This is a genomic window from Cognatilysobacter bugurensis (genome assembly GCF_014652095.1).
Lineage (GTDB): Bacteria > Pseudomonadota > Gammaproteobacteria > Xanthomonadales > Xanthomonadaceae > Cognatilysobacter > Cognatilysobacter bugurensis.
Genome location: NZ_BMYD01000003.1, coordinates 200,016 through 214,563 on the forward strand (window position 1 = coordinate 200,016; position 14,548 = coordinate 214,563).

13 protein-coding genes are annotated in these 14,548 nt (G+C 69.6%); 5 read left to right on the plus strand and 8 right to left on the minus strand.

The window, feature by feature from the left end; translation table 11 throughout:
- Window positions 1-266: 266 nt before the first annotated feature.
- The 4 genes from IE075_RS10345 to IE075_RS10360 form a co-directional block, all read right to left on the minus strand.
- Complete coding sequence (locus tag IE075_RS10345) at window positions 267-2,729, minus strand: DNA topoisomerase I (RefSeq protein WP_189456209.1); 2,463 nt, start codon at window positions 2,727-2,729, stop codon at window positions 267-269.
- A gap of 150 nt (window positions 2,730-2,879) precedes the next feature.
- Window positions 2,880-3,371 carry a DUF494 family protein gene (locus IE075_RS10350; protein WP_189456211.1) on the minus strand — a complete coding sequence of 164 codons (492 nt, stop codon included), beginning with the start codon at window positions 3,369-3,371 and terminating at the stop codon, window positions 2,880-2,882.
- 63 nt (window positions 3,372-3,434) lie between these two features.
- Window positions 3,435-4,496: a DNA-processing protein DprA gene (gene dprA, locus IE075_RS10355; RefSeq protein WP_229792460.1), complete on the minus strand. Its 1,062-nt coding sequence runs from the start codon at window positions 4,494-4,496 to the stop codon at window positions 3,435-3,437.
- Window positions 4,497-4,712: 216 nt separating this feature from the next.
- Complete coding sequence (locus IE075_RS10360; RefSeq protein ID WP_189456215.1) at window positions 4,713-5,864, minus strand: LysM peptidoglycan-binding domain-containing protein; 1,152 nt, start codon at window positions 5,862-5,864, stop codon at window positions 4,713-4,715.
- 164 nt (window positions 5,865-6,028) lie between these two features.
- Here IE075_RS10360 and def point away from each other — a divergent pair, with 164 nt between their 5' ends.
- The 3 genes from def to rsmB all read left to right on the plus strand — a co-directional run bounded on the left by def (window position 6,029) and on the right by rsmB (window position 8,887).
- Entirely contained in the window at window positions 6,029-6,541 is a 513-nt protein-coding gene (gene def / locus IE075_RS10365) for a peptide deformylase (protein WP_189456217.1), read from the plus strand.
- A gap of 118 nt (window positions 6,542-6,659) precedes the next feature.
- Complete coding sequence (gene fmt / locus IE075_RS10370; protein ID WP_189456219.1) at window positions 6,660-7,583, plus strand: methionyl-tRNA formyltransferase; 924 nt, start codon at window positions 6,660-6,662, stop codon at window positions 7,581-7,583.
- A complete protein-coding gene (rsmB, locus tag IE075_RS10375; RefSeq protein ID WP_425489371.1) occupies window positions 7,580-8,887 on the plus strand; it encodes a 16S rRNA (cytosine(967)-C(5))-methyltransferase RsmB in 1,308 nt (435 codons plus the stop codon). The genes fmt and rsmB overlap by 4 nt, the downstream gene beginning before the upstream one ends.
- A gap of 251 nt (window positions 8,888-9,138) precedes the next feature.
- Here the strand turns inward: rsmB and IE075_RS10380 are convergent, their stop codons facing one another.
- Complete coding sequence (locus tag IE075_RS10380) at window positions 9,139-9,897, minus strand: glycosyltransferase family 2 protein (RefSeq protein ID WP_189456223.1); 759 nt, start codon at window positions 9,895-9,897, stop codon at window positions 9,139-9,141.
- Window positions 9,898-9,957: 60 nt separating this feature from the next.
- On the opposite strand from IE075_RS10380, the gene IE075_RS10385 reads away from it, so the two are divergent.
- Window positions 9,958-10,962, plus strand: coding sequence for a glycosyltransferase (locus IE075_RS10385; protein WP_189456225.1), 1,005 nt, complete (start codon window positions 9,958-9,960; stop codon window positions 10,960-10,962).
- Between the two features lie 37 nt (window positions 10,963-10,999).
- Here IE075_RS10385 and IE075_RS10390 read toward each other — a convergent pair whose 3' ends face one another.
- The 3 genes from IE075_RS10390 to IE075_RS10400 are packed head-to-tail and all read right to left on the minus strand — an operon-like array spanning window position 11,000 to window position 13,957.
- The gene (locus IE075_RS10390; RefSeq protein ID WP_189456233.1) at window positions 11,000-12,520 is read right to left on the minus strand and encodes a PH domain-containing protein; all 1,521 of its coding nucleotides are present in this window, start codon (window positions 12,518-12,520) and stop codon (window positions 11,000-11,002) included.
- Window positions 12,507-13,031 carry a PH domain-containing protein gene (locus IE075_RS10395; RefSeq protein ID WP_189456241.1) on the minus strand — a complete coding sequence of 175 codons (525 nt, stop codon included), beginning with the start codon at window positions 13,029-13,031 and terminating at the stop codon, window positions 12,507-12,509. The genes IE075_RS10390 and IE075_RS10395 overlap by 14 nt, the downstream gene beginning before the upstream one ends.
- Before the next feature lie 2 nt (window positions 13,032-13,033).
- Window positions 13,034-13,957 carry a lauroyl acyltransferase gene (locus IE075_RS10400; protein WP_189456243.1) on the minus strand — a complete coding sequence of 308 codons (924 nt, stop codon included), beginning with the start codon at window positions 13,955-13,957 and terminating at the stop codon, window positions 13,034-13,036.
- A gap of 93 nt (window positions 13,958-14,050) precedes the next feature.
- Between IE075_RS10400 and dtd the strand changes: the two genes are divergently transcribed.
- Window positions 14,051-14,491: a D-aminoacyl-tRNA deacylase gene (gene dtd / locus IE075_RS10405; protein ID WP_189456245.1), complete on the plus strand. Its 441-nt coding sequence runs from the start codon at window positions 14,051-14,053 to the stop codon at window positions 14,489-14,491.
- The last annotated feature ends 57 nt before the right edge of the window (window positions 14,492-14,548 follow it).

A 14,548-nucleotide genomic window follows, 5' to 3' on the forward strand; every position in this document is an offset into this window, starting at 1 on the left:
GTCACCGATGGGTCATTCGGGCGATGCGCACTGCAAACGCGCGTGCGATGCACCCCGTGCGGTGGAGGCCGGCAGACGTCGGACGTACTGCGCGACGCGGCACATGCGCGCAACGCGATCGAAAGGCCACCCCACCTGCGCGACTGGTTGCCAGGCTCGATCGCCGCCACGCAGGCGCCGTGGCGACCGACCGCCCTCCGTGCTGCGGCACCGACCGGCGCACGGCAGTGCACGACGCGCGCTGCCAGTGCAGCGCGCTCACGGGCTCAGCTCGCGGCTTTTTTGACAACCTTCTTCGCAGCCTTTTTCGCGGCCTTCTTCGCTGCTGTCTTCTTCGCTGCCTTCTTTGCGGGCGCCTTCTTGGCCGCAGTCGATGCCGCCTTCTTCGCCGCCGGCGCCTTTTTCGCCGCGGCCTTCTTCGCAAAGCGACCGCGCATCGGCTTGCCGGTGTCGGCGAGCATCTGCGTGACCTCTTCGAGCGTCAGCGACGCGGGCTCGCGATCCTTCGGAATGCGACCGTTGAGCTTGCCGTCGCTGATGTACGCGCCGAAGCGGCCGTTGAGCACCTGGATGTCGCTGCCGTCGAAGGACTTGATGATGCGGTTGCGCGCGATCTCTTCCTTCTGCTCGATCAGGAACACCGCGCGCGCCAGATCGATCGTGTACGGGTCGTCTTCCTTCGCCAGCGACGCATACGTGCTACCGCGCTTGGCGAACGCACCGAAGCGGCCGATGCCGACGCTGACTTCCTCGTCCTTGTCCTGCCCGAGCTTGCGCGGCAGCTTGAACAGCTCCAGCGCGTCCTCGAGCGAGATCGTGTGCATCGACTGGCCCGGGCGCAGCGACGCGAACGTCGGCTTGTCCTCTGCGTCTTCGGCCGTGCTGCCGATCGCCGCGTACGGCCCGAACCGGCCCAGCCGCACGCTGACCGGCTTGCCCGTTTTCGGATCGGTGCCGAGTTCGCGCGCACCGGTCGCCTCGTTGCGATCGACGGATTCCTTCTTCTCGTCGACGAGCTGCTTGAACGGTTGCCAGAACCGCTCCATGAGCGGCACCCATTCTTCCTCGCCGCGGCTCACCGCATCGAGCTCGTCTTCGAGCTTTGCGGTGAAGTCGTAATCGACGTACTGCGCGAAGTGGCCGGACAGGAAGTTGCTGACCGCGCGGCCCACGTCGCTGGGACGGAAGCGGCGGCTGTCGAGCTCGACGTACTTGCGGAACAGCAGCGTCGCGATGATCGACGCGTACGTCGACGGGCGGCCGATCCCATATTCCTCGAGCGCCTTGACGAGCGAGGCTTCCGAGAACCGCGGCGGCGGCTCGGTGAAGTGCTGGTCGGCATGGATGCGGTCGAGCGGGATGCGATCGCCGGGCTTCATGGCCGGCAGCTTGCGGCCCTCGTCGTCCTCGTCCGAGGTCTTGGTGTCCTTGCCTTCCTCGTAGACCGCGAGAAAGCCCGGATCGACAACCGTGGTGCCCGACACGCGGAAGCTGTGCTCGCTGCCCGCGGCCAGATCGACCGATACCGTGTTGAGCGTGGCCGGCACCATCTGCGAGGCGATCGCGCGCTTCCAGATCAGCTCGTAGAGCCGGCGTGCATCGTCCTCGAGATAACGCGCAACCTGCGACGGCGTGCGCAGTGCCGAACTCGGGCGGACCGCTTCGTGCGCTTCCTGCGCATTCGCCGACTTCGTCTTGTAGACGTTCGGCTGGTCGGGCACGGCGCGCGTGCCGAAGTCGCGTGCGATGAGATCGCGCATCTCGGCCACGGCGTCCTGCGACAGGCTCACCGAGTCGGTACGCATGTAGGTAATCAGGCCGACCGTGCCTTCTTCGCCGATCGCCACGCCTTCATAAAGCTTCTGCGCGACCTGCATCGTGCGCTTGGTCGAGAAGCCGAGCTTGCGCGCGGCCTCCTGCTGCAGCGTCGAGGTCGTGAACGGCGGCGCCGGGCGGCGCTTGCGCTCCTTGCTGGTGACGTCGGTGACCTGCAGCGCGTTGCCCGCGGCCTGCACGATGCGCGTGCGCGCGGCTTCGGCGGTGTCGCCATCGGTGATCGTGAACTGCTCGAACTTCTTGCCGTCGAGCTTGGTCAGGCGCGCGGTGAACGGCTGCGACGGGTGCAGGCACTCGGCCTCGATCGACCAGTACTCGCGTGCGATGAACGCCTCGATCTCCTCCTCGCGCTCGACGATCATGCGCAGCGCCGGCGACTGCACGCGGCCGGCCGACAGCCCGCGCTGCACCTTGCGCCACAGCACCGGCGAGAGATTGAAGCCGACGAGGTAATCGAGCGCGCGGCGCGCCTGCTGCGCATCGACCAGCGGCACGGCGATCGAGCGCGGCCGCGTCATCGCGTCCTTGATCGCGCGCGGCGTGATCTCGGTGAACACTACGCGCTGCAGCGATTTGTCCTTGAGCAGGCCGCGCTCCTTGAGGATCTCCGCGATGTGCCAGCTGATTGCCTCGCCTTCGCGGTCCGGGTCGGTCGCGAGGAAGAGGTGGTCGGCGGACTTCGCGGCCTTCGCAATCGCGTCGACGTGCTTTTCGTTCTTCTCGATCAGGTCATAGCGCATCGCGAAGCCGTGCTCGGGGTCGACCGCGCCTTCTTTCGGCACCAGGTCGCGCACGTGGCCGTAGGAGGCCAGGACGGTGAAGTCCTTGCCGAGGTACTTGTTGATCGTCTTCGCCTTGGCCGGCGACTCGACGATCAGGAGGTTCTTGGCCATGTCAGCTCCGCGGGCGCATCGGGCCCGCCTTTCATCACGCAGAGAAGGCAACGCCCGCGGCACGAAAGGGCGCGGGCGTTCGGGGTTCGCTTTTTTAGTCAAATCACGCCGCGAGCGCGGCGTCAAGCGCGGCTCGCGCCGGACTGTCGATCAGTGCACGATCTCGGGCTCGTCCTCGAACATCTGCGTCTCCATCCAGGCATACGCCGCTTCGCTGCCGGGCTGGTTGAACAGCACCATCAGCACGACCCACTTGAGGTCGTCGAGCTCGAGCGCGTCCTGGTCGAGCGCCATCGCGCGGTCGAGCACGAGTTCGCGCTGGTCGGCGTTGAGCACGCCGTGCTGTTCGAGAAACAGCAGGAAGCCGCGGCATTCGACGTCGAGCTTGTCGAGTTCCGGGCCGTTGAACACGCGCACGGGCCCGCCGGCCCGCGTGGGCCCGGACGCCGGGCGCTGCTGCGCGAGCGCATCGAGCCAGTCGAACGCTTTCTGGATTTCGGCGGACGAAAAGCCGGCCTCGGCGAGCTCCTTCGGCAACGGGCCGCTGCGCAGCGACGCGTGGTCGTGTGCGAAATCGGCTTCGTCGGTCGTGAAGTAATGCTCGAACAGGTACAGCAGGACGTCCAGGATGCTTTCTTTCATTGCCCCTCGGCCTGCGCCGATGGCGGCGCGGTGGCGGAACCTGCTGGCAAGCGGTCGCGATCGTCACCGAACGCGGTAGTAACGGCCGTGCTGGGTTACGATCCGGCCGTCCAACTCCATGGCCAGCAGCATGGAGGACAGGGCGGCAGGCGTCAATCCGGTCCGCAGCGCAAGGGTGTCGATCCCGACCGGATCGTCGCCGATCGCGTCCCAAACGCTACCCTCCAGACCCTCGGGCCGTGCAGCGGCCGATGAGCTCAAACCGGCAACGCCGTGATGCTGAATGGGGGTCGCCAGCCGCCCGCGCAAGTTGCTTGCAAGCTCTAGGGCGGGATTCGCGAGCGCCGCGGTCACCTCCGAGTGGGTTTCGACGAGCGTCGCGCCGTCCCGGATCAGCCGGTGGCAACCACGGGCGAGCGGGTTATGGATCGAGCCCGGCAGTGCGAACACCTCGCGCCCGGCCTCGGCGGCGAGCCGTGCGGTGATCAGGGCGCCGGAACGCTCGGCCGCCTCGATCACGACCACGCCGAGCGACAAGCCCGCGAGGATGCGGTTTCGGCTCGGGAAATGCTCGCGCCGCGGCCCGGTTCCGGGCGGGTGTTCGCTGACGAGCACGCCCTCGGTCGCGATACGGGCATGCAGGTCACGATTGCCGGGCGGATAGGCGACGTCGGGTCCGGTGCCGAGCACGGCGATCGTCAACGCGCCGCGGTCAAGCGCAGCGCGATGCGCGGCGGCATCGATGCCGGCCGCGAGCCCGCTGCCGACCGCAAAGCCCGCCCGCGCAAACGCATCGGCGAAGCGCGCTGCGTTCTCGCGTCCGGCCGGCGTCGCGGCGCGGCTGCCGATCACCGCGACGGTGGGATGCCACAACCGCGCGGGCTCGCCGACGACGAAGAGCGCGAGCGGCGGCGACGGGCTGCGTTTGAGCTGCGGCGGATAGTCGGGATCGCACCAGCCGACGAGCCGACGGCCCGGGGTGTCGAGCCACGCCCGGTGCGCGTCGAGCCGGGCGGCGTCGGGCCGGCGCAGCCGCGCCTGCTGAGCGTCGGTCAGTCTGGCCTCGCGCCAGCCGAGCGGACCGAGCGCGAGCGCGGCGGCGGCACTGCCGGTGGCCTCGAGCAATGCCCGGCGGGACGCGGTCGCGCCACCGGCGTCGACGAGTGCGAGCAGTGCAAGAAGCTCGTCGTCACCCGGTGCGTCGGGTGAAGCACGCTCGAGTGGCGGGAACAGATCGGAAGCGGGCGCGGCGGTGGTGTCCATCGGGCCAGCGTGGCGCCCAAACGACGACGGCGCCCTCGGGCGCCGTCGCGTAAAGCGGTCAGAAAACCCCGCGATCGATCAGTACGGCGCGTCCGGGTGCTTGAGCTCGTAGCCGACGCGGGTCGGCCGGATGCTGTCCATCACCAGCGCGTAGCTGACTTTGTCGAACGTGCGGAACACCATCAGATGGCCTGCGAACTCGTCGGGCAGGCGCACCTTGTCGGCGCGGCCCAGCGTGTCTTCGCTGCGCTCGGCGCCGCGCTTGACGCGATCGCCTGCGGTGTTGCCCACGCGCCAGCTCGAGAACACCGTGCCGTTGTCGACACCGTCGCGCGCACCGACCGACAGCGCGACGACGTCACGCGGGCCGCCCGTGGTCAGCATGTCGGCAACCGCAATCACGCGGGCCTTGCCGTATTCAATCGGCTGCTTCGGCGCATGCGGCATGAAGTACGGATCGTAGGGCTTGTCGTCGACCGGCATCAGGCGATCGCCGACGCGCACTTCGCGCGCGGAGGCGTCGAGCACGAGCGTGGTCGCCTCGATGCCGCCCACCGCGCCGCGGCTGACCGTGGCGGTGTTCTGCTGCATGAGTTCGATGCCGAGTTGCTCGCTCTTCTTCGACGGGCTGACCTGGTAGGACCAGTACGGACCGATGCCGGCGTCGGTGCGGCCGCGGAAATCGAGGTCGCGCGCGTCGAAGCCGTCGCAGCAGTTCGTGCGGTCGAGGCGCGTGTACAGCTGCGTCGGACGCACCACGGCGTAGCGCTGACCCGGCTGCGCGTTTTCAAGACCCTTGACGTAAACGACCTCGCCCTGCGACGCACGCAGCTGGCCTTCCTCGATGCCGACCACGTACGGCAGGCCTTCGATCGAGTCGACAACGCGCAGGTTCTTCAGGAACGGCTCGATCTGCGCGAGCGGCACGCCCGGCACCGGCGCTTCGGTGCGAGCGCCCGGCTCGACCGCCACCGACACGCGGTCGAGGTAGGCGAGCGAGAGCACGTCACCGGGGTAGATCAGGTGGGGATTTCGGACCTGCGGGTTGGCCTGCCAGATTTCGGGCCACAGCCACGGCTTCTGCAGGAACCGGTCGGCGATGTCCCACAGAGTGTCGCCGCGCTTGACCACATAAGTGTCCGGATGGCTTTCGCGCATTTGTGCCGCGACCGTGAACGTCGCGACCGTCAGCACCGCCGCGGTCAGCACCGTGCGAATGGGTTTCAACATAGCGGCCCCTTAGCCTTAAATCCCCGAGCGAAACCTGACGCAATACGTCAGGCGAGGGCACTATAGCCCAGAGAAAGCTCGTGCTTGCAAGCATTTCCGACGCTTTCCGGAGCTACAATCGCTGCGCATCTTGTGGATGTGACCTGCACCCCCATTTCGCTGCCATGGCCCTGCTGACGATCCTCGAGTTCCCTGATCCGCGGCTGCGCACCGTCGCCAAGCCCGTTGATCCCGCGCAGGTGACCACGCCTGAATTCCAAACCCTGCTCGACGACATGTTCGAGACGATGTACGCCGCGCCGGGCATCGGTCTCGCCGCGAGCCAGGTCGACGTGCACCAGCAGTTCATGGTCATCGACCTGTCCGACGACAAGAGCGAGCCGCGGGTGTTCATCAACCCCGAGATCTTTGAGCGCGAAGGCGAGCAGGTCTACCAGGAAGGCTGCCTGTCGGTGCCGAACATCTTTGCCGACGTCACCCGCGCGAACGTGATCAAGGTGCGTGCGCTCGGCCGCGACGGCCAGCCGTACGAGCTCGATGCCGACGGCCTGCTCGCGGTGTGCATCCAGCACGAGATGGACCACCTGGCCGGCAAGCTGTTCGTCGACTACCTCTCGCCGCTCAAGCGCGAGATGGTGCGCAAGAAGCTCGCGAAGGCGAAGCGCAACGCCGCGTAAGCGCGGCGCGCGGTGCGCGATTCGGGTTCGAGGCGGCGGTTCGCAGCGGCGGCGCTTCACGGCCTGGGCCGCTGCATCGCCTGCCTGATCCCCCTTTCGATTGCGAAGCCCGTCGCCTATGAAGATCGTTTTTGCCGGCACCCCTGAATTTGCCGTGCCGTGCCTGCGCGCGGCCGCGCGGCATGGCGAGGTCGTCGCCGTTTATACGCAGCCCGATCGCCCGGCCGGGCGCGGCCGCGGGCTCACGCCGTCGCCGGTCAAGCGCGAAGCGATCACGCGCGGCATCCCGGTGCTGCAGCCCGAGAACTTCAAGACGCGCGACTCGAAGGACGCGCTGCGCGCGCTCGAGCCTGACGTCATGGTCGTCGTCGCCTATGGGCTGATCCTGCCGCAATCGGTCCTCGACATTCCCGTGCACGGCTGCTGGAACGTCCACGCTTCGCTGCTGCCGCGCTGGCGCGGCGCGGCGCCGATCCAGCGCGCGATCGAAGCCGGCGATGCCGAGACCGGCGTGTGCCTGATGCAGATGGAAAAGGGTCTCGACACCGGCCCGGTGCTGCTCTCGCAGGCGCTTGCGATCGGCGAGCACGACACCGGCGGCCAGCTGCACGACCGCCTCGCCGAACTCGGCGCGCAGGTGCTCGCCGACGGCCTCGGGCTGTTGAGGGCTGGGATCCGCCCAGTGCCGCGGCCGCAGCCGGCCGAAGGCGTGACCTATGCGCACAAGCTCGACAAGGCCGAGGCACGGCTCGATTTCGCGCGACCGGCCGTCGAACTCGCAAACCGCGTCCGCGCGTTCAATCCCTGGCCCATGGCCGAGGCGGTGATCGGGGGCGAGCGCGTGCGCGTGCACGGCGCGGCCGCGCTGCCGACCGAACACGACGCCGCGCCCGGCACGCTGCTCGCCGCCAGCCGCGACGGGCTCGACATCGCCTGCGCCGACGGCGCGCTGCGCGTCCGCGTGCTGCAGCGCGAGGGCGGCAAGGCGATCACCGCGGCCGACTACCTCAACGGCCGCCGCGACCTGCTCGCACGCGCCTGATGGCTGCGCCGCGTCCAACCGGAGCCGCGCCACGCGCCGCTGCCGCGCGCGTGCTCGATGCGGTCCTGCACCGCGGCCGCTCGCTCAAGGCCGAACTGTCGACCGCACTGCCGGCGCTGCCCGATGCGCGCGACCGCGCGCTCGCCGAGGCGATCTGCTTTGCCGCATTGCGCGGTCTGGCGCGCTACGACGCCGCGCTTGCCGCATGGCTCGCCAAGCCGCTGGGCCGCCGCGATGCCGACCTGCGCGCGCTGCTCATCGTGGGCTTTGCGCAGCTTGATCCGATGCGCCTGCCCGCCCATGCCGCTGTGGCCGCGACGGTCGAGGCGGCGCGTGCACTCGGTCGCCACCATCAGGCCGGCCTCGTCAACGCGCTGCTGCGGCGCGCGCTGCGCGACGGCCTGCCCGAGGGTGATGCACGCATCGCATGGCCCGCGTGGCTGCGCACGCGCATTGAAGCCGACTGGGGCGAGGACGCGGACGCGGTGTTCGTTGAAAGCGCGCGCGAGCCGCCGCTGTGGCTGCGCGTCAACCCGCGACAGGTCACGCGCGATGCGTACCGCGCGCGGCTGGCCGAGGCCGGCATCGACGCGGAGATCGACGACATGCTGCCCGACGCGCTGCGCCTGCCCGAATCGATCGCGGTTGCTGCGTTGCCGGGCTTCGCCGACGGTGCCGTCAGCGTGCAGGACGCGGCCGCGCAGCGCGTGGCCGATGCGTTCGCGCTGACGAGCGGCGCGCGTGTGCTCGATGCCTGCGCCGCACCCGGCGGCAAGACCGCGCACCTGCTCGAGCGCGATGCATCGCTGCGCATGACCGCGCTCGACGTGGATGCACGCCGGCTCGACCGCGTGCGCGACACGCTTGCGCGACTGCAGCTTGGTGCCGATGCGCAACTGCTCGCCGCCGATGCCGCCGCGCCAGATGCATGGTGGGACGGCGCGCCGTTCGATGCGGTGCTCATCGACGCACCATGCTCGGCAACCGGCATCGTGCGGCGCCAGCCCGACGTGCTGCTGCACCGCCGCGAGTCCGACCTGGCCGCGCTGCTTGCGCTGCAGGCGCGCCTGCTCGATGCGCTCTGGCCGACGCTCGCGTCCGGCGGTGTGCTCGTCTACACCACGTGTTCGGTGCTGGCGGCCGAAAACGCGGCGCAGGTCGACGCGTTCCTCGCGCGCACGACCGACGCGCACGCCGAGGCGCTGCCCGAGACGTTCGGTCGCCAAGCCGGTGCGGGCCGCCAGCGCCTGCCCGGCGAGCGCGGTCACGACGGGTTTTTCTACGCGCGGCTGCGAAAGCGCTGAGATTCCATCGACGAAATTCAACCGATGAACTTCGAGCGGTGGACTTCCCGCGGTGAGCGTCACGCACCGAGGGCGGAGCGCCTGAGCATCAAATGAATCGCGCTCGCCGCCGCGCCGATATCTCATCGACAACGAAAGAACCGTGGCGCGTCGCCGCTGCGCTTGCTCACAGGTGAGCTGCATCGAGACTTGTCTGGAGGCCCGGCTGCAGCACGGCGGGTTCACCGGAGGCCGCGCACTCGCTGACGCAATCAGCGCGCCATTGAGCGCAGCAGGGTGTACTTCAAGTGCGCATAGCGCATGTGCTCCCAATGGAAGCGGAGCCCCGGCACGCCGTCGACGAAGCCACCGCGCACGACGAGGTTCTTGACGGCGTACGCGATCGCCGCGAGCACGCCGCGGCCGGGTGTGGCACGGCGTCCGCGCGCGGCTTGCTCCTCGGCCCACAGCCGTGCGTAACGCGCAAGCTTGCTGCGGTATTCGGCAGGGTTTCGTGCGGTGTCGTGTTCGAGGCGGATCGACGACAGTGCTTGGCGGGTGCCGGCTACGTCGAGATACTCGTGCACAGGTCGGATTGCATGACGCAGATGCGCTCGAAACAATCGCTCTACGGGTTCACGCGCGAAGCTGCCTCCGCGCATCGCATGTCCGAGGTAGTGGGTGCGCCGCTGCAGCTGCCAGACGTCGGCTTCCTCAATGCGGGAGCTGAACAGCGCGCGCAGTTCGACCTGGGCCTCGGGCTCGAGCCATTCATCCGCATCAAGCAACATCACCCAGGGCTGCGTGGCGAGCGCGATCACTGCATTCTTCTGCGTCGCAAATCCATCCCACGCGCGGTGCTCCGCGCGCGCGCCGGCTGCAGCGGCAATCGAGACCGTGGCGTCCGTCGAGCCCGAATCAAGCACGATGACTTCATGGCAGACCGCCGCAAGCGAGTGCACGCACCGGGCGATGCGGTCGGCTTCGTTGAACGTGATGACCACGCCTGAGAGCGGGAGCGAACCGGGCATGCGGCGCAGCGTTTCGGGCGGGCTGCGAGTATAACGTCGCGAATTTACGGGCCCATCGCCATGCGCATCGTCCACCTGCTGCTGACCCGCCGCTTCGCCGGTACCGAGCGCCATGTCCTGGAGCTCGCCGCGGCGCAGGCACAGGCCGGCCATGACGTCTCCTTGGTCCTGCGAGGCGCCGCCTCCCAGTCGCGACCGGACGCCATCGCGCATCGCGTTGACCCCGGCGTGAAGGTGCACCTCGTCGGTGACCTGCTCTCCGGATGGCAGGCGAGTGGGCTCGTGCGCAGACTGCGGCCCGACGTTGCGCACGCGCACCTCAGCGGTGGCTGTCGTGCGCTCAAGAGCGTCAAGGCATGCCTGCGCGTGGCGACGCTGCATATTCGCTACAAGCCGCGGCAGCACGCGCACCTCGACGGCTTGATCGCGATCGCGCCTTGGCAACTAGCCGAGATCCCCATGTCGCTGCGTGAGCGGACGGTCCAGATCGACAACTGGACACACGATTGCCGCGCCGAACCAGGCGCGCGCGAACGCCTCCGCCGTGCGCATGGCATCGCCGACGACGCATTCCTGATCGGCACTCTCGGGCGAGTGGAGCGCAGCAAGGGCCACGACGTCCTGCTCGAATCGTTTACACGTGCCCGGTTGCCCGATGCGCGGCTCGCGATTGTCGGGCACGGCGACGAATGGAAGCGCATGCGCGAGCGCGCGCCGGCGTCGGTGGTGATGCCCGGTTTTACAGACGCGCCACGCGACTGGCTTGCGGCGTTCGACCTGTTCGTGAGTTGCGCGCGCTCGGAGCCGTTCGGCCTCGTGCTCCTCGAGGCGATGCAGGCGGGCCTGCCGATTGTGGCGACCCGCAGTGAAGGCGCACAACATCTCGCCGGACTAATGGGCGCGCCGCTGGTGCCGGTCGATGATGTCGACGCGATGGCGACCGCGATTTCAGCGGCGCACGGTGCCGGGCTTCGACGCGTCGCCTACCCGTTGACGCCATACCGCATCGACGCCGCACTGCCGCGCATCGACGCGTTCTACCGGGCAGGGCTGGAGCGGCGCTGAGCGCCGGTTGGCAGAGCCCCGTGCACAACAGGCACGCTCAGGCCCGCAGCGAGCGCCGCGCGAGTGCCGCCGCGAGCTGCGCATGGAGTGCGCGCGCATCGGCTTCGGGCAGGAAGCGGATGCGCAGCGACGGTGAGAAAGCACCCGCGCCCGCGGTGTCGAACCACAGCGTCGCGGTGCCGCAGCGGCGATCGAGCGGCGAGCGCGTGAGCTCGAGCGCCTGCAGCTTGTCGATCGGCGCAAACCGCCAGTGCCGCGACCAGCGACCTTCGTGCACCGCGACGAGCGCATTGCTGACGACGTAGGCGGCGCGCGCGGCGCGCGCACGCGCCATGACCCAGGAGATCGGCAGCCACACCAGCGCGAGGACGCCCCAGGGGCCAAAATGCCACGTGGCCACGGCTGCGGCGACGAGCGTGAGCAGCGCATCGGGCCACCACAGCCGCCATGCGTGCGGCGGCAGTCCCTGCCACTGCAGCGCGCGCCAATGAGCAGCCGGGAGGAAGTGCTCGATCAGCGCATCGCAGGCATCGGGCGTCGCGATCGGCGCGATCTCGCGCAGCGCACGCTGCTGCTGCGCGTCTTCGCCGACCGCGGTGTCGACGTCGAGGCTGCGCCGGCGCAGCAGGCGGTGCGTCACGCCCTCGTGCAGCGTCCAGGCCTGCAGGCGCCGGCGCGATGCGCTCGTGCGCCAGCGCGCGAGCAGGCCGCGTTCGACGGTGATGCGGCGGCCGTGTTCGTCCAGTCGGAAGCCGTGGTACTGCAACAGCGACAGCACAATGGACAGCAGGCGCAGCGCAATCAGTGCCGTGGCGATCAGCAGCGCGGCGCCCACCGCGTACTGGGCGGGCGATGCCGACGCGAGTGCGTCCGCGCCGCCATCGCTGACCCAGCCGAGCACGCGCTCGCCGGCGGCTTCGAACAGGTTCGGCAGCGCGCGGGGCGAGGTCTGGGACAGCGCCGCAACGCCCGCGCCGACGACAATCAGCCCCCGGTTCGACACCAGACCGTGCCGCACCACCTCGCCGGTGGTAAGCGCAAGCAGCGGCGGGACGGGCTCGCTCACGGAATCGGCCGTGACGGGATTAGCTTGTCCGCGCTGACGCACCAGCGCTTCGAGCGCGAGCGCATCGTCGAGCTTGAGCACGCGCATCTGCGCTTCGGGCTTGGTGCCGCCGGCCGATTCGAGCCGAACCTCGGCCACGCCGAAGACACGATGCAGCAGCGACTGCTGGAGTGCGACGTTGTGGATGCGTGCGAACGGGATCACGCGCAGGCTGCGTTCGAGCAGGCCGCTGCGCACGACGAGGCTGTCGCCGACGACGCCGTAGCGGTAGGTGAAGTACTGCCACAGCGACGTCACCACGAGCACGCCGACGCCGATCAGCGGCCACAGCTCGTTGCGATCGCCCTGGCCGAACAGCAGGAGTGCGATCAATGGCGCGATGAACTGCTTGAGCTGCTGCAGCAGCACGAACAGCCACGACATCGGGTGCAGCCGGCGCTCGGCCGCTGCTGCGTCCGCCGCGACGGCGGGTGCGATCTCAGGCGCCGTCATCGTCGATCTGCCGCGACAGCCGTTCGCGCAGTGCCTCGGCGTCGCGTCCGTCGAGGTGAGGCACCGTCACCGCGCCGTGTCGCGTGCCGGCGGTGTGCACGACGAGCGTCGCCAGCGAACGCTTGCGTTGCAGTGGCCCTCGCTTGAGGTCGAGGTGCTGCACGCGCGTCGCCGGTACGCGTGTCTCGCGCTGCCACAGGCGCCCGCGGCGCACCGCCAAGCCGCTTTCATCGAGCTGCCACTGCAGCCGATCGAACTGGCGCAAGCCGAGCCACAGCCCAAATGCGGCGCCCAGCGCGACACCAATGCCCGCGCCGAGCACGCGTTGATCGGCCAGGTGCCCGAGCACGAAGCCGGCGGCGAGCGCGGGCACGGCAAACGACGGCGCGACCGACAGCACGAACAGCGCGCGTGCGCGGGGCGGCAAGGGCTGCCAGCCGGCGTGCAGCGGGTCGTCGGGCGCCAGCGGGGCGTCCGGAGTCGGCACGGCTTCGGGAGCAGCGGAGTCCATGGTCAATAGCAGTCCGGCCAGTACGGGTTGTCTTCGCCGCCGCCGGGGGGCCGCAGCGAATAGCGCTTGTAGGTCCACTGGTACTGCGCCGGATCGCGCCGCGCGACACGCTCGACCGCGGTGTTGAGCGCGGCGACCGCGACGGCCGGATCGGCGGCGTCGATGCCTTCCGGCGCATCTTCTAAATGCAGTGCGTAGCCCGGTCCCCGCGCGTCGATGCGCTCGCAGTAGGCGACCACCACGCGCGCGCCGGTTTTTGCGGCAAGCCGCCCCAGCAGCGTCATCGTGAGCGCGGGCACGTCGAAGAACGGAGCGAACTCGCCGTCGCCCTGCTTGGGCTGCTGGTCGGGCAGGATGCCGACCACGCCGCCCGCCTTGAGCCGGCGCAGCAGCTCGCGCACGGCGCTGGCCTCGGCGCGCACCTGGGTCACGCGGTCCGGGTCACCGTGGGCCGCACGCACGCGCTGCAGGAACGCCTCGCCCACTTTCGATTCCGGCGGCGCGTACAGCACCGCGAGCGGCGTGCGCGCGGCGAGCCACTGGTTGAGCAATTCCCAGTTGCCGTAGTGCGGCGCGGCGATGATGACGCCGCGGCCGGCGGCGATCGCCGCATCGAGCCGCGCCGCCCCGTGCACTTCGCGGATCAGCGCGAGGTTCTCGGCGTGGGGGCGGGTCCAGAAGCGGAATGTCTCGAGCGCCTGCTGCGCGGTGCCATGGACGATCGCGTGCACCAGGCCTTCGCGCTCGGCGGGGAGGCGATCGGGGTACGCGAGCTCCAGGTTGCGGCGCGCGACGCAGGCGCTGCGCCCGTTGCGACGCAGCGTGCGAGCGGAAAAAAAACCGGCGCACGCCACGAGCATGCGCCACGGCAGGCGCATCAGCAGCGCGGCGATGGCGTGCAGCACGCGGGCGGTCGCGTCGGTCATCGCGGCAGTGTACGCGCAGCCCCGAGCGTGTCCGCGGTTGACCCCGGCGTACGCGCGGCCGACGATCGGCGCCCGTTCGGACCGGACTCCGCGATGCTCGCCCTGATCCAGCGCGTCACCGAAGCGAGCGTGCGCGTCGATGGCGAGGTCGTCGGCGCCATCGGCCCCGGCCTGCTCGCGCTCGTTGGGATCGAGCCCGGCGACGGCGAGGCGCAGGTCGCCCGCATGGCCGAGCGCGTGCTCGGCTACCGCGTGTTCGGCGACGACGCCGGGCGCATGAACCGCAGCCTCGTCGACGCCGGCGGCGGTCTGCTGCTGGTCAGCCAGTTCACGCTCGCGGCGGACACCCGCAGCGGCATGCGCCCGGGCTTCAGCACGGCGGCCGCCCCCGAACTCGCTGAACCCGTGTTCAACCGGCTCGTCGCCGAATGCCGCTCGCGGCACGCCACCCCGGTGGAAACCGGGCGCTTCGGTGCCCATATGGTGATCAGCCTGGTCAACGACGGCCCGGTGACGTTCCTGCTGCGGGCCTGAGACCCGCAAGGCGGTGGGTTTCGCCCGCCTGCTATACTGGAACGTTCAGTGTCCCAC